Annotated in this window: 23 protein-coding genes; 14 read left to right on the forward strand and 9 right to left on the reverse strand. The window is 53.9% G+C overall.

Annotated elements, in window-relative coordinates; translation table 11 throughout:
• Positions 1-21: 21 nt before the first annotated feature.
• A protein-coding gene (locus RHN82_RS00990; RefSeq protein WP_085950818.1) for an IS3-like element ISSen4 family transposase occupies positions 22-1,142 on the reverse strand; the annotation gives its coding sequence in 2 pieces (ribosomal slippage) (positions 22-884 and positions 884-1,142; 1,122 coding nt in all).
• Between the two features lie 97 nt (positions 1,143-1,239).
• On the opposite strand from RHN82_RS00990, the gene RHN82_RS00995 reads away from it, so the two are divergent.
• Together RHN82_RS00995 and RHN82_RS01000 are read left to right on the forward strand one after the other, a co-directional pair.
• Positions 1,240-1,773 (forward strand): tyrosine-type recombinase/integrase, encoded by a 534-nt coding sequence (locus RHN82_RS00995; RefSeq protein WP_224213927.1) that lies wholly within the window; start codon positions 1,240-1,242, stop codon positions 1,771-1,773.
• Positions 1,774-1,992: 219 nt separating this feature from the next.
• Complete coding sequence (locus RHN82_RS01000) at positions 1,993-2,493, forward strand: YbaK/prolyl-tRNA synthetase associated domain-containing protein (RefSeq protein ID WP_047051951.1); 501 nt, start codon at positions 1,993-1,995, stop codon at positions 2,491-2,493.
• Between the two features lie 20 nt (positions 2,494-2,513).
• Here the strand turns inward: RHN82_RS01000 and yoaI are convergent, their stop codons facing one another.
• Entirely contained in the window at positions 2,514-2,615 is a 102-nt protein-coding gene (gene yoaI, locus RHN82_RS01005; protein ID WP_017384693.1) for a small membrane protein YoaI, read from the reverse strand.
• A gap of 287 nt (positions 2,616-2,902) precedes the next feature.
• Between yoaI and RHN82_RS01010 the strand changes: the two genes are divergently transcribed.
• From RHN82_RS01010 to RHN82_RS01020, 3 genes are all read left to right on the forward strand, one after another.
• A complete protein-coding gene (locus RHN82_RS01010) occupies positions 2,903-4,234 on the forward strand; it encodes a glycoside-pentoside-hexuronide (GPH):cation symporter (protein ID WP_047051949.1) in 1,332 nt (443 codons plus the stop codon).
• Between the two features lie 15 nt (positions 4,235-4,249).
• A complete protein-coding gene (locus tag RHN82_RS01015; protein WP_047051948.1) occupies positions 4,250-6,286 on the forward strand; it encodes a TIM-barrel domain-containing protein in 2,037 nt (678 codons plus the stop codon).
• A gap of 106 nt (positions 6,287-6,392) precedes the next feature.
• Complete coding sequence (locus RHN82_RS01020) at positions 6,393-6,839, forward strand: DUF441 domain-containing protein (protein WP_003857881.1); 447 nt, start codon at positions 6,393-6,395, stop codon at positions 6,837-6,839.
• On the opposite strand, the gene RHN82_RS01025 is transcribed toward RHN82_RS01020, so the two are convergent.
• Positions 6,823-7,614: a helix-turn-helix transcriptional regulator gene (locus RHN82_RS01025; protein ID WP_017384695.1), complete on the reverse strand. Its 792-nt coding sequence runs from the start codon at positions 7,612-7,614 to the stop codon at positions 6,823-6,825. The genes RHN82_RS01020 and RHN82_RS01025 overlap by 17 nt on opposite strands.
• A 99-nt stretch (positions 7,615-7,713) precedes the next feature.
• Here RHN82_RS01025 and RHN82_RS01030 point away from each other — a divergent pair, with 99 nt between their 5' ends.
• Positions 7,714-8,901 carry a CynX/NimT family MFS transporter gene (locus tag RHN82_RS01030; protein ID WP_047051946.1) on the forward strand — a complete coding sequence of 396 codons (1,188 nt, stop codon included), beginning with the start codon at positions 7,714-7,716 and terminating at the stop codon, positions 8,899-8,901.
• Positions 8,902-8,932: 31 nt separating this feature from the next.
• On the opposite strand, the gene RHN82_RS01035 is transcribed toward RHN82_RS01030, so the two are convergent.
• Positions 8,933-9,640 (reverse strand): CTP synthase, encoded by a 708-nt coding sequence (locus RHN82_RS01035; RefSeq protein ID WP_047051944.1) that lies wholly within the window; start codon positions 9,638-9,640, stop codon positions 8,933-8,935.
• A gap of 151 nt (positions 9,641-9,791) precedes the next feature.
• On the opposite strand from RHN82_RS01035, the gene RHN82_RS01040 reads away from it, so the two are divergent.
• Positions 9,792-10,136: a DUF488 domain-containing protein gene (locus RHN82_RS01040; protein ID WP_047051942.1), complete on the forward strand. Its 345-nt coding sequence runs from the start codon at positions 9,792-9,794 to the stop codon at positions 10,134-10,136.
• Here RHN82_RS01040 and RHN82_RS01045 read toward each other — a convergent pair whose 3' ends face one another.
• Positions 10,137-10,442, reverse strand: a complete 306-nt coding sequence (locus tag RHN82_RS01045) for a periplasmic protein (protein WP_047051940.1) — start codon at positions 10,440-10,442, stop codon at positions 10,137-10,139.
• Positions 10,443-10,522: 80 nt separating this feature from the next.
• A complete protein-coding gene (locus RHN82_RS01050; RefSeq protein WP_015570791.1) occupies positions 10,523-10,777 on the reverse strand; it encodes a DUF333 domain-containing protein in 255 nt (84 codons plus the stop codon).
• Positions 10,778-11,089: 312 nt separating this feature from the next.
• Here RHN82_RS01050 and RHN82_RS01055 point away from each other — a divergent pair, with 312 nt between their 5' ends.
• The 3 genes from RHN82_RS01055 to yoaJ are packed head-to-tail and all read left to right on the forward strand — an operon-like array spanning position 11,090 to position 12,337.
• Entirely contained in the window at positions 11,090-12,118 is a 1,029-nt protein-coding gene (locus tag RHN82_RS01055; protein WP_047051937.1) for a sensor domain-containing diguanylate cyclase, read from the forward strand.
• A gap of 45 nt (positions 12,119-12,163) precedes the next feature.
• Positions 12,164-12,262: a YoaK family small membrane protein gene (locus tag RHN82_RS01060; protein ID WP_015570793.1), complete on the forward strand. Its 99-nt coding sequence runs from the start codon at positions 12,164-12,166 to the stop codon at positions 12,260-12,262.
• Positions 12,263-12,337: a protein YoaJ gene (gene yoaJ / locus RHN82_RS24545; RefSeq protein ID WP_015570794.1), complete on the forward strand. Its 75-nt coding sequence runs from the start codon at positions 12,263-12,265 to the stop codon at positions 12,335-12,337.
• A gap of 53 nt (positions 12,338-12,390) precedes the next feature.
• On the opposite strand, the gene RHN82_RS01065 is transcribed toward yoaJ, so the two are convergent.
• Positions 12,391-12,639, reverse strand: coding sequence for a GlsB/YeaQ/YmgE family stress response membrane protein (locus RHN82_RS01065; protein WP_003857896.1), 249 nt, complete (start codon positions 12,637-12,639; stop codon positions 12,391-12,393).
• Positions 12,640-13,010: 371 nt separating this feature from the next.
• On the opposite strand from RHN82_RS01065, the gene yncL reads away from it, so the two are divergent.
• Together yncL and RHN82_RS01075 are read left to right on the forward strand one after the other, a co-directional pair.
• On the forward strand, positions 13,011-13,103 hold the full coding sequence (yncL, locus tag RHN82_RS01070) for a stress response membrane protein YncL (protein WP_071524166.1): 93 nt from the start codon (positions 13,011-13,013) through the stop codon (positions 13,101-13,103).
• Between the two features lie 124 nt (positions 13,104-13,227).
• Positions 13,228-14,727 (forward strand): cyclic diguanylate phosphodiesterase, encoded by a 1,500-nt coding sequence (locus RHN82_RS01075; protein ID WP_047051936.1) that lies wholly within the window; start codon positions 13,228-13,230, stop codon positions 14,725-14,727.
• Positions 14,728-14,731: 4 nt separating this feature from the next.
• On the opposite strand, the gene RHN82_RS01080 is transcribed toward RHN82_RS01075, so the two are convergent.
• Together RHN82_RS01080 and icd are read right to left on the reverse strand one after the other, a co-directional pair.
• Positions 14,732-14,977, reverse strand: a complete 246-nt coding sequence (locus RHN82_RS01080) for a YmjA family protein (protein WP_022650806.1) — start codon at positions 14,975-14,977, stop codon at positions 14,732-14,734.
• Between the two features lie 75 nt (positions 14,978-15,052).
• Positions 15,053-16,303: an NADP-dependent isocitrate dehydrogenase gene (gene icd, locus RHN82_RS01085; RefSeq protein WP_003857898.1), complete on the reverse strand. Its 1,251-nt coding sequence runs from the start codon at positions 16,301-16,303 to the stop codon at positions 15,053-15,055.
• Between the two features lie 117 nt (positions 16,304-16,420).
• On the opposite strand from icd, the gene rluE reads away from it, so the two are divergent.
• Together rluE and RHN82_RS01095 are read left to right on the forward strand one after the other, a co-directional pair.
• A complete protein-coding gene (gene rluE / locus RHN82_RS01090) occupies positions 16,421-17,083 on the forward strand; it encodes a 23S rRNA pseudouridine(2457) synthase RluE (RefSeq protein ID WP_022650805.1) in 663 nt (220 codons plus the stop codon).
• A complete protein-coding gene (locus RHN82_RS01095; protein ID WP_047051934.1) occupies positions 17,083-17,556 on the forward strand; it encodes an NUDIX hydrolase in 474 nt (157 codons plus the stop codon). The genes rluE and RHN82_RS01095 overlap by 1 nt, the downstream gene beginning before the upstream one ends.
• The last annotated feature ends 4 nt before the right edge of the window (positions 17,557-17,560 follow it).

Consider the following 17,560-nt stretch of genomic DNA (forward strand, 5'->3'; position numbering starts at 1 on the left):
CCCCACGATTAGATACAACACTCAGTTAGTAACGTCGGAATCTTCATTCTCAGAATGACCCTTTCTCCAGCCCGCTGCAAATTCAGACGGTGTCTGATAATTCAGCGTGGAGTGCGGGCGGCATTCGTTATAATCCTGCCGCCAGTCATTAATAATTTTCCTGGCATGAACGATATCGCTGAACCAGTGCTCATTCAAACATTCATCGCGAAATCGTCCGTTAAAGCTCTCAATAAATCCGTTCTGCGTTGGCTTGCCCGGCTGGATTAAGCGCAACTCAACACCATGCTCAAAGGCCCATTGATCCAGTGCACGGCAAGTGAACTCCGGCCCCTGGTCAGTTCTTATCGTCGCCGGATAGCCTCGAAACAGTGCAATGCTGTCCAGAATACGCGTGACCTGAACGCCTGAAATCCCAAAGGCAACAGTGACCGTCAGGCATTCCTTTGTGAAATCATCGACGCAGGTAAGACACTTGATCCTGCGACCGGTGGAAAGTGCGTCCATGACGAAATCCATCGACCAGGTCAGATTGGGCGCCGCCGGACGGAGCAGCGGCAGACGTTCTGTTGCCAGCCCTTTACGACGTCTTCTGCGTTTTACGCCCAGGCCACTGAGGTGATAAAGCCGGTACACGCGCTTATGATTAACATGAAGCCCTTCACGGCGCAGCAACTGCCAAATACGACGGTAGCCAAAACGCCTGCGCTCCAGTGCCAGCTCAGTGATGCGCCCTGATAAATGCGCATCAGCAGCCGGACGGTGAGCCTCATAGCGGCAGGTCGACAGGGATAAACCTGTAAGCCTGCAGGCACGACGTTGCGACAGACCGGTCGCATCACACATCAACATCACGGCTTCCCGCTTCTGGTCTGTCGTCAGTACTTTCGCCCAAGAGCCACCTGAAGCGCCTCTTTATCCAGCATGGCTTCGGCAAGCAGCTTCTTGAGTCTGGTGTTCTCTTCCTCAAGCGACTTCAGGCGCTTAACTTCAGGCACCTCCATACCGCCATACTTCTTACGCCAGGTGTAAAACGTGGCATCGGAAATGGCATGCTTGCGGCAGAGTTCACGGGCGGGTACCCCAGCTTCGGCTTCGCGGAGAATACTGATGATCTGTTCGTCGGAAAAACGCTTCTTCATGGGGATGTCCTCATGTGGCTTATGAAGACATTACTAACATCGGGGTGTACTAATCAACGGGGAGCAGGTCAGCAGACTTAGCATTGAACAATGGAAGTTGATTTTTGAAAGCGCAGGCACTTTGCCGCCTTGCGCTCAAAATTCTATGCTTTTAGCTTTAGTAACCGGGCAAAGGATTGGTGACATAGTCGAGATGAAGTTTAGTGACATTTGGGATAATTACCTTCATGTTACCCAAAATAAAACCGGAATGAAGTTAGCTATCCCCTTAAATTTAAAGTGCGATGCAATCGGGTTGACTCTGGCTGATGTTATTAGTAAGTGTCGCGATAGAGTAGTGAGCCCTTATCTGATCCACCATGTTAAGCATCACGCTTACGGTAAAGCGGGATCTCACGTTCCCGAAAAAACAATATCAAGATATTTTAAGGAGGCAAGAGATAAAGCAAATATTACCTGGCCTAAGGATTGCACTGCCCTTCCGCCGTTTCATGAACAGCGCTCGCTTTCATCAAGAACTTACAAAGCTCAGGGTATAGATGTCAAAACTCTTTTAGGGCATAAAACCGAAGCAATGAGCGTAATGTATGGAGATGATCGTGGTCTAGAATGGAAAAAAGTTGTGATTTAAACAGGGAGTTTTGGGGAATTATTTTGGGGATGTTTTGGGGAAAGAGTTTTATAAATTAAATTCAGTCACTTAGATTTTAGCGAATTGCTCCAGAAGCAGTCGTCCACCAGCAACGCATGACCCAACAGCCAGCGCGCCCGCTGGCTGTTTTCTTTCAGCCCTCTCCGTCCCGTGCTAATGTAGCAAGCTACGTATTGGCAAATCACAGGTGAAATCGTTATGTCTGATGACGTGACCGGGACGACGACCTATCAGCAGCTAATCAGCTTATTAACCGAGCAGGAGGCGCGCTTTCGCGTGGTGGCGCATGAGGCCGTTGGGAAATGCGAAGCGGTCAGTGAAATTCGCGGGACCGATCTCCGACAGGGTGCAAAAGCACTGGTCTGCAAGGTAAAAGGCAACGGCGTTAAGAAACATATTCTGGCAATCCTCGCCGCCGATCGGCAGGCCGATCTGAGCCTGCTGGCCAGTCATTTCGGTGGGCTAAAGGCCTCGCTCGCCAGTCCGGCTGAAGTGGATGCGCTTACCGGCTGCGTTTTCGGCGCCATTCCCCCCTTCAGCTTTCATCCGGATCTGACGCTGGTCGCCGATCCGCTGCTGTTTGAGCGCTTCGACGAGATCGCCTTTAACGCCGGCCTGCTGGAAAAATCGGTGATTATGGATACCCAGGACTATCTGCGTATCGCTCGTCCTGAACTGGTGACGTTCCGTAAACAATAAATACTGCGGCTGGCTAACGGTCAGCCGTTTTCCAGCAGCAGCACGGAAGCAATCAAAATAATCGCGATAATAAAAAACGATGAGGAGATAATCAGCGTTTCGACAAACATAGGATCGTTCATGATGCCCTCTGCTTTGCCCATTTGCCTCTTTTTTACCCCCGCACAATGACAGTTAAATGACAATGACGCGTCCGCGAAATAACTATTTTTCCGCTGAAACGATTCGCTGTTAACTATCCTTCCCCCGTATAAAGTCACTGTTTAAATACTTTATTTGTTACCGGTATCACGAAAAGAAATTTACGTAACCCCAATGCCAGATCTCGCAATTGTTAACCTTTTCATCCTGGTTAACCCTGTTTACGGAGCACCTCATAAATAAACCTTACAATGGCAAGGTGAATACAATGACCGAAATAATTACCCGTAAAGAAAAAATCAGTTATGGGTTAGGCGATATGGCGAGCCATATTGGGCTGGATAACGTCATTATTTTTCTGACGTTTTACTATACGGACGTGGTGGGGCTACCTGCCGCATTCGTGGGTACCATGTTTCTTCTGGCGAGAACCGCCGATGCCATAATAGACCCGGCGATGGGCTATATCGCAGACAGGACGCGCACGCGCTGGGGCAAATTCCGCCCCTGGATGCTGTGGCTGGCGCTGCCCTTTGGCGCAAGTTGTCTGCTGACCTACGCCGTGCCGGCGTCGCTCGATCTGCACGGTAAAATGATTTTCGCCACCGTCAGCTATACCCTGATGATGCTGATGTACACCGCAATCAATATTCCCTATTGCTCCATGGGCGCGGTGATTACGCCCGACAACGATGCGCGAATTTCCCTCCAGTCTTATCGCTTTTTCCTCGCCACGCTGGGTGGCGCGCTGTCGACATTCTTTATGATGCCGCTGGCAGAGTTTTTAGGCGGCGACGATAAATTACTGGGCTACCGCTGGGCGATGGCCATTATGGCGACCGTCGCGGTCGTCATGTTCTGGGTCTGCTTCGCCAATACGCGTGAACGTATTAAGGCTCCCGCCACCCACAATAATTATCTTGCGGAACTGCGGGATTTATTACGAAACGACCAATGGCGGGTTGTCGCCGTCCTGGTATTAACCAACATTGGTTTTGGCGTTATTCGCCTTGGCGCAATGATGTATTTCGTCACTTATTATCTCGGTAGCGCGAGCTATTTTATGTGGATGCTCGGGGCGCATATTCTCGGGAAAGCCGCAGGCAGCGCGCTGGCCAAACGTCTGACGCAGAACGTCAGCAAAGTGCAGATGTTTGGATACTGTTCCGTACTGGCGGGGGTACTCAGTATCGCCCTGTTCTTTGCGCCGAAGTCAGTGCTTATTCTGGTGCCCATGACGTTTATCGTCTCCACCCTTTACCAGGCCACCACCACCCTGATGTGGGTAATGATGGCGGACGTCGCCGATTACGGCGAATGGAAACAGGGCAAACGCATGGACGGCGTGATCTTCTCCACCTTCCTCGCCGTACTCAAGCTGGGGATGGCGATCAGCGGCGCGATTGTTGGCTGGACGCTGGGCTTAAGCGGCTATGTCGCCAATGCCCCGGAACAGACTACCACGGCCATGTACTGCATCATCGCCCTCTTCACCGTCGTGCCTGGCGTCTTGTCACTCTGCGCGTTTGCCACGCTGCGCTGGTACAAGCTCGACGACAGCACAATGCAATCCATCCATCTTGCCAAACACCCTGTTTAGAAGGACGCGTTATCCATGAGTGAGCTGATCCAACATTCCAACAGTATCGAATGGCGTTTTGAACGCCAGATCCTGCGTATTGAACCGTGGGGTGAAAACAGCCTGCGCGTCAGGGCCACCTGCTCTCCGGCTTTTGATGACGCTTTACAGGCACTGTTGCCCGCCGCCCCTTGCCAGGCTGAGATTATCGCCGAAGCGGAAAGCCTGACGCTGCGTAACGGCAATATTACCGCGACGCTGAACCTTAAAGGTCAGCTGGCCTTCTACAATCAGCGCGGCGAACTGCTGCTGGAGGAGATGTGGCGCCAGCGCTCAACGGTGGGTATCGGTGCCAGCGAGAAAAGTCAGGATAAATATGTCAGCGCCCTGAAGCTGGATGGCCGCGAATTTAAGCCACTAATGGGGGGGAAATATCAGCTCACCGTCCGGTTTGAATCGCGTCCGGATGAACGCATCTATGGCATGGGTCAGTATCAACAGCCGTGGCTGGATCTGAAAGGCTGTACGCTGGAACTGGCGCAGCGCAACTCCCAGGCCAGCGTGCCCTTTATGCAGTCCAGCCTTGGCTATGGCCTGCTGTGGAACAACCCGGCGATTGGTGAAGCCAGCTTTGCAAAAAATCAGACGGAATGGCGCGCCCGCGTGACGGGAGAAATGGACTACTGGATCACCGCCGCTGATACGGTGGCGGATATCACCCGCCAGTATGTGAAAGCCACCGGTACTCCGCCCCCCGCCCCGGCGTTTATCAGCGGGCTGTGGCAGTGCAAATTACGCTACCGCACCCAGCAGGAGGTGCTGGAGGTTGCGCGGGAGTATCGCCGCCGTAATCTGCCGCTGTCGGTGATGGTCATCGACTTTTTCCACTGGCCGAATCAGGGCACCTGGTGCTTCGACCCCGTAGACTGGCCCGATCCTGAAGGGATGGTCAACGAGCTGCGCGAAATGGGTATTGCGCTGATGGTGTCGGTGTGGCCAACGGTAGAGGCGCGCAGCCCTCTCTATCCGCTGATGAAAGCCAAAGGCTGGCTGGTCAGCAGTGAACGTGGCGTACAGGTCAACCTCGATTTTATGGGCAATACCACCTTCTTTGATGCGACCCATCCTGAGGCGCGGAAATTCGTCTGGGATACGGTGAAGAAAAATTACTACGACATGGGCATTAAGCTGTTCTGGCTGGACGAAGCGGAACCGGAATACCGCGCCTATGATTTTGACAACTATCGCTACCACGCCGGTCCGGTGCTGGAAGTGGGCAATCGCTACCCGCGTGACTTTGCGCAGGGCTTTTACGATGGGCTCCAGGCAAACGGTGAAACCGACATTGTTAACCTGGTACGCTGCGCCTGGGCAGGCAGCCAGCGCTTCGGCGTGCTGGCGTGGTCGGGTGATGTCCACTCCTCGTTCCATGCTTTTCGCAATCAACTCGCCGCGGGACTGAATATGGGGCTGGCGGGGATCCCATGGTGGACGACCGATATCGGCGGCTTCCAGGGAGGGAACGTTAACGATCCGGCGTTCCACGAATTGCTGATCCGTTGGTTCCAGTGGGCGGTGTTTACACCGGTTCTGCGCATGCACGGCTATCGCGAACCGCAGATCCAGCCCCCGGAGCGCTACCGTGACGGCATTCCTCAGTGTAACAGCGGTTCGCCTAATGAGCTGTGGAGTTACGGAGAAGAGAATTACGCCATCATGCAGCACTGGCTTACCGTGCGCGAAACCCTGCGCCCGTATATTGACGCGTTGTACCAGCAGGCTCATCTGCACGGAGACCCGCTCATGCGTCCGCTGTTCTGGCACTATCCGCAGGATAAGCAGAGCTGGGCGTGTGAAGATCAGTATCTGTTTGGCGAAGATCTGCTGGTGGCGCCGGTTATGCAGGCCGGTCAGCGTGAGCGCGATGTCTGGTTGCCGACGGGCAATAGCTGGGTCGCTCTTAACGGTGAGCGCTACGCCGGTGGGGAGCATATCCGTGTGCCTGCGGCGCTGGAAACCATCCCGGTGTTTATCCGTGAAGGGAGTCCGCTTATCCAGCAACTTGTGGACTGACGTCAGGCAAGTGCCCAAAAATAGACAATTTTTTCAGTAAAGCCTGCCTGCCGTCGCGTTTGCGCGTAAAGTAAGCAGGCTTACTATTTTTGGCAAGGATCCCGTCATGTTCGACCCTACACTGCTCATACTTTTGGCCCTGGCTGCTCTTGGTTTTGTCAGCCACAACACCACCGTTGCGATTTCCATTCTGGTCCTGATCATCGTTCGCGTCACACCGTTGAATACCTTCTTCCCGTGGATAGAAAAACAGGGGCTTACCATCGGGATCATTATTTTGACCATCGGCGTGATGGCCCCGATTGCCAGCGGAACGCTACCGGCCTCAACGCTGCTGCACTCCTTTGTAAACTGGAAATCGCTGGTGGCGATTGCGGTGGGCGTTTTTGTCTCGTGGCTTGGCGGGCGCGGCGTGACGCTGATGAGCAGCCAGCCTTCGCTGGTGGCCGGGCTGCTGGTAGGCACCGTGTTAGGCGTGGCGCTGTTTCGTGGCGTGCCGGTTGGCCCGCTGATTGCTGCCGGTCTGGTTTCGCTGTTTATCGGGAAGTCGTAGTCAGGCTGGCGATATAGCGGGCGGGCGTCTGTCCCAGTCCTTTCTTAAACATGGTGATGAAGGCGGTGGTGGAGTCATACCCCAGCGCCTGCGCCGCCTGCTGAACCGACTTTCCGCCGATCAAAAACTGCAATGCGACAATCAGCTGGAGCTGGTGCCGCCAGCGGCGAAAGCTTAAGCCGGTCTCTTTCACCACCAGCCGCGCCAGATTGCGTTCGCTCATGGCAAAGTGGCTTGCCCACTGCGCCAGCGTCTGCCAGGCGGCAGGTTCGTTTGCCATGGTCTCGCTCATCAGGCGAATTTTTGGATGCGGAGATACCGGCAGCTGTAGATGCTCCTGCGGTTGCAGGGGCAGTTCATCAAACAGGACGTCAACCAGCCTTCCGGTAGCGGGAAGAGGCAGTTCCTCCCGTGACCTGTCCGCAAGCGCCAGCACCAGCTCCCGCACCAGGGGCGATATTTTCAGCGTACAGGTACGCGTCGGCAATTCGAGCGCACCGGGTTCAATAAACAGCAGACAGAGCTGCGCGCCGGGCGTCGCCTTGTTGCTGTGCGGCGTTTGTCCCGGGATCCACACCGCATACTGGGGCGGCACCATCAGCATCGCGTTCTCCACTTCACAGGTGATCGCTCCCCCCAGCGCCATAATCAGCTGCCCTTTGCGGTGCTGATGCAGCGGAATATATTGTTCCTGTGCCACCACGCGGATGCGAAAGGCCACCGCCGCGTCGTGCTGGCTATCGGGATCGTAGCCATCGAGCCCCAGTCCGTACATAAAGTTGTCCGATATTAGCGATAAACTGTCATTTTAGCCTGATTTCAACCACGACTTAAATCGGTATGGTATGCGCTCGCCTGAACGTAAGAGACAATAATGACTACTGCTATTCAACCTTCCGGGAAACAGGGTGCGCTGCTGATTGCAGGCATCCTGATGATTGCCACGACGCTGCGCGTCACCTTTACCGGTGTCGCCCCCCTGCTCGATACCATCCGACAGGACTATGGCTTAAGCACGGCGCAAACCGGCCTGCTCACGACGCTGCCTCTGCTGGCCTTCGCCTTTATCTCTCCCCTTGCCGCAGGCGTCGCCCGGCGTCTGGGCATGGAGCGCAGCCTTTTTATCGCTCTGCTGCTGATTTGCATCGGGATTGGCGTACGTTCGCTACCGTCGGCCTCGCTGCTGTTTATCGGTACGGCGATCGTGGGCTGTGGGATTGCGCTGGGCAATGTCCTGCTACCCGGCTTAATCAAACGTGATTTTCCGGGCCAGGTCGCAAAACTGACGGGGGCTTATTCGCTGACGATGGGGGCCGCTGCTGCCGCAGGGTCGGCGCTGATCGTCCCCCTGTCGCTGGGGAGTGCTGGCTGGCACGGGGCGCTGTTGATGCTGATGTTCTTCCCGCTGGTGGCGCTGCTGCTGTGGTTACCGCAATGGCGCCACAGACCGGCTGCCACCCTGACCGGAGCGGGCGCGTTGCACAATCGGGCTATCTGGCGCTCGGCGCTCGCCTGGCAGGTGACGCTTTTTCTGGGCATTAACTCGCTGATTTACTATGTCATTATCGGCTGGTTACCCGCGATTTTGCTTAGCCACGGCTACAGCGAAACGCAGGCTGGCTCCATGCACGGGCTTCTCCAGCTGGCAACCGCGGTTCCCGGTCTCGCCATTCCGCTGATCCTGCACCGTCTTAACGATCAGCGAGGCATTGCCGGGCTTGTCGCCCTGATGTGCGCCGTCAGCGCGGCCGGGTTCTGGTTCGCGCCGGGGCTGGCCGTCGTCTGGACGCTGGTGTTTGGCTTTGGATCCGGAGCCACCATGATCCTCGGCCTGACGTTTATCGGGCTGCGCGCCAGCTCGGCCCATCAGGCCGCGGCGCTCTCCGGCATGGCACAGTCGATTGGCTATCTTCTGGCGGCCTGTGGCCCACCGCTGATGGGGAAAATTCACGATACCGCCGGAGACTGGCGCATTCCGCTGCTCGCCTGCGCGCTGGCCGCGGTGGTGATGGCGTTATGCGGTATGCTTGCCGGGCGTGACCGGGAGATCACACCCCGCTGACATTCAAGGCAGACCCGGAGGTCTGCTTTTTTTATCCCTGCGCCGCCCGCAGCATGGCCTGTACCAGCACGACCGGGCGCCCTTGCAGCGCGGCCCGCTCATGCTGGAACAGGGTGATGACAAAGAAAGGATGGGTTACCAGCTCTGCCGCGCGGATCTCGCCCTGCTCGTCCCAGCCCGTTACGCGCATGTCGCCCCGCTCAAGCTGGTCGGCAAACTCAGGTGAGACGCCGTAATTGCAGTGATACCCCTCCTGAATTTCCGGCTTGCCATACGCTCTGGCAATCAGCGTGTTGTTCCGCAGCTCGATCGCGTCGGTTTTTTCCACCAGCGAGCAGGTCAGCGGGGCAATTACCATCCTTCCCTCGGTGTCGGTTTCGGCATGGCCTGCATCGTGCCAGCCCAGTACATTACGCGCATACTCAATCAGCGCATGCTGGAACCCGCCGCAGGTGCCGAGAAAGGGGATGCTGTTCTCACGCGCGTAACGCGCCGCAATAAACGCCGCCTCGGTGTTTTTATACGGGCTTGCCGGTACCAGCCAGATGGCATCGTACCCGACCAGGTCTTCGGGGCTGGTCAGCTCAGGCGTGGCGAGCCAGTCATAATCAGCGGTGAGATCCAGAACCGCTGCGGCGTCGTCAATCGCCAGCGGGATCGCCTGGTGCGCAATAACATCGGGATTGTAATCACCAACCAGCGCGATGCGCAGCGTCGTTTTAACCGGGGAGAGTTCCATGAGAGATTCCTTATGCCGGAGGCTTTTCAGATAACATAAGGAACCTCAGACTACCGATCTTTTGCAATTATCACAATACCTTAAATTGGGTGGATACAAGGCGGGTGCTATAGTGTTGTTGCTGAACGTCGTAAGGAAATGAGGAGGACCCATGATTCAATGTAAACGCGTGTATGAGCAGGCGACCTCAAAAGACGGTTACCGGATCCTGGTCGACAGACTCTGGCCGCGAGGGATAAAAAAGACCGACCTCGCCTGTGACGAGTGGTGTAAAGCGCTAACGCCGTCCAGCGAACTACGAAAAGCCTTCCACAGTGAAACGATAGATTTCACCGCGTTCAGTGAAGCCTATCGTAAAGAGCTGGCGCAGCATCAGGATGAAGGCAAACGCCTGGCGGCTCTCGCCAAACAGCAGACCGTGACGCTACTCTATGGGGCGAAAAATACGGAGCAGAATCACGCGCGGGTACTGGCAGACTGGCTACGTAAACTGTGATTAACCGATCGCCAGCGCATCCACGTTGTGTGGCATCTCGTCGGGAGTAAGCGGCATCAGATGTTCCGGGCGAACAAACGCAAAACCGTGCTGGTTATCAAAGGCATAAACATCACCGGTGACCAGCCACAGCGCACGCGCTGACGTGGCGGGTAATTGCGTCATGACGCCGTTAACCGGGTTCACAAAACGCTGGCCCGGCTGACAAAGGCCAAACAGCTCCACGGATTTACCGATATTTCGACGGCCTGCCGCCGTACGCGCACCCACGATCATCGCCATGCTGCCCGGTTTTAACTGAAACATACTTCTTCTCGCAAACGTACTGCCAGAAACTGGCTAAGAATAATCCTAAAGAGAAGTGTATCGCAGTTTTATTGCCGTTGTCATCTGGTCGGTTGCGGGTGATCGCGGCGGTAGAGATCCCATTCATCGATCACTTCCCCGCCGGGCAATTTACACTCGGTACGTACGCCCTGCGGGCTTTGAACAGGGATTTGCTCTCCCCCTTTCTCCAGACAGTACACTGACGCCGGGTTTGCCATGCCAATAGCGTGCGGCGGTTGAGGCGCATCAGGAGGGGTTGTCTTTGTTGAGCAGGCGGCCAGCGGTAACACCAGCGCCAGGAGAAGATATTTCATTATCATGATCCTTCAGGGTGTAAAAACGTCAGAGTAACGGGTCATCGCCGTTTTCTCCATGATTTCTCCATTAAACCTGCACGATTCCCCCTTATAGTGATGCCTGTTCTCACACTGACCAGAGAACATCATTCCGTAATCAAGATGTTTTGCCCCGATCCCAACATCGGGGCTTTTTTTTAGCCTCTCCCTCATCCGCTTCCAGAAGAATCTATAAAATTAATCCTGTTCATGTTTTACTATGACCGGAGTCTATATTTTCAGCATAACATGCAGATACAGAGGTCTTCTGCATGGGAGTCAACCTGCCTCATGTCAGATATCATTCTTGCCCGTGTTTCAGAAACCCTCTCCACTGAGCAATCTCTCGACAGTCTGGTGCGTCAGCTACTGGAAATGCTGGAAATTGTGACGGATATGGAATCAACCTACCTGACGAAAGTCGATATCAATGCGCGTTTGCAGCACATTTTATATGCCCGTAACAGCAAGCAAATGCAGATCCCGGAAGGGTTCAGCGTGCCCTGGGACGAAACGCTGTGTAAGCGCGCCATCGACAGCGACACGTTGTTCAGTAACGAGGTGCCCGACCGCTGGCCGGAGTGTGAAGCGGCAAAAGCACTGGGTATTACAACCTATATGAGCGTGCCGGTTCACCTGGCTGACGGTTCTCTGTATGGCACGCTTTGCGCTGCCAGCACCGCACAGAAACAGTTCAGCGAGCGTGGCGAGCAGGTGATCAGACTCTTTGCCGGGTTAATTGGTCAGTACATTCAGAAAGAGTCGCTTGTACTTCAGCTTCGCGAAGCAAACGCGGCGCTCATTGCCCACTCTTACACCGACGCCCTCACCGGCCTGCCGAATCGCCGCGCCATTTTTGAAAACCTTACCACCCTGTTCTCACTGGCGCGCCATCTTAACCGCAGGGTCATGATGGCCTTTATTGACCTCGATGATTTCAAGCGAATCAATGACCAGTACGGGCATGAGGCGGGCGATCGCTTCCTCGTACAGGTCGGTAAGCGGCTGACTCACGAGCAAACGCAGGATGAGATTATTGGCCGGCTCGGCGGCGATGAATTTCTGGTTGCCAGCCTGAGTCACAGCGATGATGGCGACGCCAGCACAGAGGTCAACGCAATCAAAACCCGCCTCAATGGTCTTATTGCGGGCGAATACGGGTTAGGCAATGCCACCATTCTTTATCCCGGCGCAAGCCTTGGCGTCGTTATTGTTGATCCTCACCGCACTGATGAAGATAGCGCCCTGCGCACCGCCGACCTCGCGATGTATCAGGATAAAAAAGGAAAAAGCAAAACAGGCTTTGTCGCGTTAGATTAAAACCGTACACTCTACGGCCTTATACAAACTCAAACAGGTGATGGCATGAGAATAGGGATCCTCTTTCCGGTGGTTATTTTTATCACGGCGGTGGTGTTTTTAGGCTGGTTTTTCCTTGGCGGTTACGCCGCGCCGGGGGCATAAATGAGAAAAACGACCATCATCATGCTGATTGTCGCCATCGTGGCCGTCGCCGGTACGCAGTTAGGCTGGTGGTAACGCCCAAAGTAAAAAGGCCGCCGTCAGGCAGCCTTTTTTAACACAGGTCAGATTTAGCTTTTGATTTTTCTGTAGATAAACAGAACAACCAGCGCGCCAATCACCGCGACGACAAAGCTGCCGAAGTTGAAGCCATCAACTCTGCCAAAGCCGAACAGGGTACTGATCCAGCCACCGACGACTGCACCCACAATCCCCAGAATGATCGTGACGATGAAACCGCCGCCATCTTTGCCCGGCATAATCCACTTCGCCAGGATCCCCGCAATCAGCCCAAAGATAATCCAGGATAAAATTCCCATAGCTTTCCTCTCTGTATGGTTTTTGTCATTAAATCAACGACACAGAAAAGGATAGCACAGGATCTGAGAAAGGAAATTTGTGATAAGAATCACACGGCTCGTTTGAGTAAAATATGAGCAGTAAAAAATTGCCGTTCCACACTCATCGTGGGGTTGCATCTTTTACTGAGAAAGATTATCTTTCTCATTACTGAATAGTTGAGCAAATCACTCAGGTATTCAGTACGACATTGCTCACATTGCTTCCAGTATTTCTTGCCCACTCTTGAGTGGGCTTTTTTTTGCCCGACCCCACCAAAATCTGGCGTTTTTTCTGTGGAGGTGAAACGCTATTCTCTGTGGCTTCTGAATAACCAAAAAGCGTTGATAACATGAACGTATCGAGCAAGTTTGTCATCTGCCTTAATCTTGTTTCTGCCAGTACGCTACTGTTACTGCTCTCAACACGGTTTGAGTGGTTCTGAGTTGAAAGGAGCCTGGCATGGTGGCTTTCCTTCCGATACCGTGCGGCCTCAACTCTCATGCTTGTAGCTTTTATGACCTGTGTTAAGATCCCTGCACCTCAGGACGTGGCGGGACAGCAGGAAAATGAAGAAGGCCATTGCCGTTGCTATCATCTCAACCTTTATGGTCGTCCTGTCGCTGTATGCGGTTAACGCCATTATCGTTGAGCAGCAAAAGAACCGGCAGAGGGAGATCTCCCACACGCTCTTAAGCTATTCCGAAGAGTTAACGCAAAATATCGCCAGTACGCTTAAAAATACCTCCGCGCAGGGATGCGATAGCGCCAGTCTGAACGTCTACCGAAAATTAAAGATGCGCAGTCTCTATTTCGCCGATGTGGGGTTTATTGAAAAGGGGAAAATCACCTGCACCGCGTTTTGGGGCAAGCTGGCAAATCCCATCGCCCTTCCCTCTGAGCTGCATAAAACCCAGAACGGATTCAGTCTGGCGCAGTTTTCGCAGAAAGATTTCTTTGTCGGCAATGCGACAATTTATAACCACCTTATTATCTTTACCTCCCGTTCAGCCTACGATAAATTTGCCCCCGTTACCGCCAATTATTCGCTTCGTTCTTCCACTAAAGATTTCGGCCGCACCTTTTTCACCGTTACGCCGCCATCAGAAAACCTTAGCCGCTTACAGTCTCTGTTATTTACGCTGGCTGTGACAGAGTGCAGTACACGCTGGGATTTGTGCGTTACCGTCACACACCATGATGCCGGACTGGCTTCGCTCTCCCACGTAGTGATGGTGCTCCTGTGCCTGTTTTTATACTTTATATGGATATCCCTGACGCTGTTTTCTCTTCGACTTTATGAAGACCGACGTTCTCTGGAGCGAACGCTGGTCAAGGCGGTGAAAGCGAATACCATCAGCGTTCATTTTCAGCCTGTTATTCGGGTTGCTGATAAGAAAATTGTCGGGGTTGAAGTGTTATCAAGATGGCAGGATAACAATCACAAAGAGGTTTCTCCTGAGCTGTTTATCCCGTTAATCAAAAAAATTGGCCTGTATAACGTTTATTATCAGAACATGATAAAGAAATCCCTGGCGGAAATTGCCGCGCTGGCCGCTGAACATCAGTTAATGATTTCACTGAACGTTGGCCGGACGGAAATTGAAGACGGCAAATTCCTGGCGGTATTACGTCATGCATGCTCAGAGAACGCGATTCCCTTATCGTTAATCAAAGTTGAGTTATCCGAAAATGGCGTTTCCACCTCGGCCATCCTTGAAGAGTTTTGTGAGGAGCTTAAATCGGCAGGCGTCAACATTTCAATAGACGACTTTGGCGTGCAAAACTCAAATCTTGCCAGGCTCTCGAATCTCAAATATGACGAAATCAAGGTGGATAAGTCGTTAGTGGACGGCATCAGCGAGCACTATAAACAGGATATCCTGGTGATCTTCAGCGACGCGCTCGCTAAACTGCACAAAACCCTGGTTTTTGAAGGGGTCGAAAGCGAAACGCAATATCAGTTCATCGCGCAGAGATACCCCGATGCCCTCGTACAAGGCTGGTACTTTTCAAAGTCGCTAACCCGGCACGACCTCGCCAGGCTGCTGGCAGACTCAGCGCGATGACGCGTTATTCATTGCCCCACTGATTCAGGAAGTTCGCAATATCGTCAATGCGCGCTTCGTCTATCTCCGCTTGGACAGCCATCTCCCGCTGCGCCTCTTCACTGATTTCCTCATTGTTGTACAGGCGAGTGAGCAGCAGCTGGAAATAGTGTGCCAGCGGCGTACGCTCTGCCTCTTCTACCGGTTTCGCCGTTTCAGTCGCATACTCGTCGACGATGTCATAATACTTGAGCGGGATATCATGGGTCATAGCGTTGTTTCCGTCTTATGTGCATAAAAAACGGGAACCCTCAGGCTCCCGTTGTCATTTAACCCAGCGAGTGGATTACATGTTCGCGATAATCGCGTCGCCAAACTCTGAGCATTTCAGCAGTTTAGCGCCTTCCATCAGACGTTCAAAGTCATAGGTGACGGTTTTCGCGTTAATCGCGCCTTCCATACCCTTAACGATCAGGTCTGCGGCTTCGAACCATTCCATATGACGCAGCATCATCTCTGCGGAGAGAATGATAGAGCCTGGGTTGACTTTGTCCTGGCCTGCGTATTTAGGTGCAGTACCGTGAGTTGCTTCGAACAGGGCGCACTCGTCACCGATGTTCGCGCCCGGGGCGATACCGATACCACCCACCTGTGCGGCCAGCGCATCGGAGATGTAGTCACCGTTCAGGTTCATACAGGCGATCACGTCATACTCAGCTGGACGCAGCAGGATCTGTTGCAGGAACGCATCGGCAATCACATCTTTAATGATGATCTCTTTACCGGTGTTTGGGTTCTTAATTTTCTGCCATGGGCCGCCGTCGATCAGTTCACCGCCGAACTCTTCGGTCGCCAGCTGGTAGCCCCAGTCTTTGAACGCGCCTTCGGTGAACTTCATAATGTTGCCTTTGTGAACCAGGGTCACAGAGTCACGATCGTTGGTGATAGCGTATTCGATGGCGGCACGCACCAGACGCTTGGTCCCTTCTTCGGAGCACGGCTTGATGCCGATGCCGCAATGCTCAGGGAAGCGAATTTTCTTCACGCCCATCTCTTCGCGCAGGAATTTAATCACTTTTTCTGCATCAGCAGAGTCCGCTTTCCATTCGATACCGGCGTAGATGTCTTCTGAGTTTTCACGGAAGATAACCATGTCGGTCAGTTCCGGGTGCTTAACCGGGCTTGGGGTGCCCTGGTAGTAACGCACCGGACGCAGACACACATACAGATCCAGTTCCTGACGCAGCGCCACGTTCAGGGAGCGAATGCCGCCGCCAACTGGCGTGGTCAGAGGGCCTTTGATAGCAACGCGATAGTCGCGGATCAGGTCCAGCGTTTCGGCTGGCAGCCAGACGTCCTGGCCATAAACTTGAGTCGATTTTTCACCGGTGTAAATTTCCATCCAGGAAATTTTACGCTCGCCTTTGTAGGCTTTCTCAACAGCGGCATCAACCACTTTCAGCATTGCCGGGGTAACGTCTACACCGATACCGTCGCCTTCAATGAACGGGATAATCGGGTTGTGAGGAACGTTAATCTTGCCGTTTTGCAGGGTGATCTTTTTACCTTCCGCCGGAACAACTACTTTGCTTTCCATTAACCTCTCCTTCGAGCGCTTCTGGTTGTTACTGATCTTATGTTAATAAATTGTAATGAGCCTTCCGATAGTACCTGATTGTCCGACGCCATGAAAGGTCTTCGTTATTAGGCTATAATGCGGCAATTGATAACGCCTGAAAATACCATGACGAAAACTTCTTTTAGAAAACACCGGGTTGAGCGATTCAGCTCACGACAAGCCACCAGAAGAACGCCAGAACCCCAGCCAACGCGGGTCATACTGTTCAATAAACCCTACGATGTATTGCCGCAGTTTACCGACGAGGCCGGGCGCAGCACGCTGAAGGACTTTATTCCCGTACAGGGAGTCTACGCAGCGGGACGTCTGGATCGCGACAGCGAGGGGCTGCTGGTGCTTACCAATGACGGCGTGCTCCAGGCCAGGCTTACTCAGCCGGGCAAACGTACCGGAAAAATTTACTATGTGCAGGTTGAAGGCGAGCCGGACGACGCGTCGCTGGCAAAACTGCGCAACGGCGTAACGCTGAACGACGGTCCCACCCTGCCGGCTGGTATTGAGCGCGTGAATGAGCCCGAGTGGCTCTGGCCGCGCAACCCACCGATTCGTGAGCGGAAATCCATTCCCACCAGCTGGCTTAAAATCACCCTTTATGAAGGCCGCAACCGACAGGTCAGGCGCATGACTGCGCATGTGGGCTTCCCTACCCTGCGACTCATTCGCTATGCCATGGGCAGCTACACGCTGGACTCGCTGGCAAACGGGGAATGGCGGGATGTTACCCCTAAGGAGAACTGATGTTTAAACCTCATGTTACGGTCGCCTGCGTGGTCCACGCGCAGGGGAAATTCCTGGTGGTGGAAGAGACTATCAACGGCAAAGCGCTGTGGAATCAGCCTGCCGGGCATCTTGAAGCCAATGAAACCTTACGCCAGGCGGCAGCCCGTGAGCTGTGGGAGGAGACGGGTATCCGCGCCGAACCGCAGCATTTTATCCGTATGCATCAGTGGATAGCGCCTGACCAGACGCCTTTCCTGCGCTTCTTATTCGCCGTTGAGCTTAACGAAACGTGCGCCACTGAACCGCACGACGACGATATCGATCGCTGCCTGTGGGTGACTGCCGACGAGATCCTGAACGCGCCAAACCTGCGTTCGCCGCTGGTTGCGGAAAGCATCCGCTGCTGGCAGTCTGCGGCGCGCCTGCCGCTGGATGTCATTGCAGAATTTAACTGGCCGTTTACAGAGGGTGTCAATGGTGGGGGGGCGTGATAGA

The sequence above is a fragment of the Enterobacter cloacae complex sp. EB5 genome (assembly GCF_031432835.1).
Lineage (GTDB): Bacteria > Pseudomonadota > Gammaproteobacteria > Enterobacterales > Enterobacteriaceae > Enterobacter > Enterobacter hormaechei_C.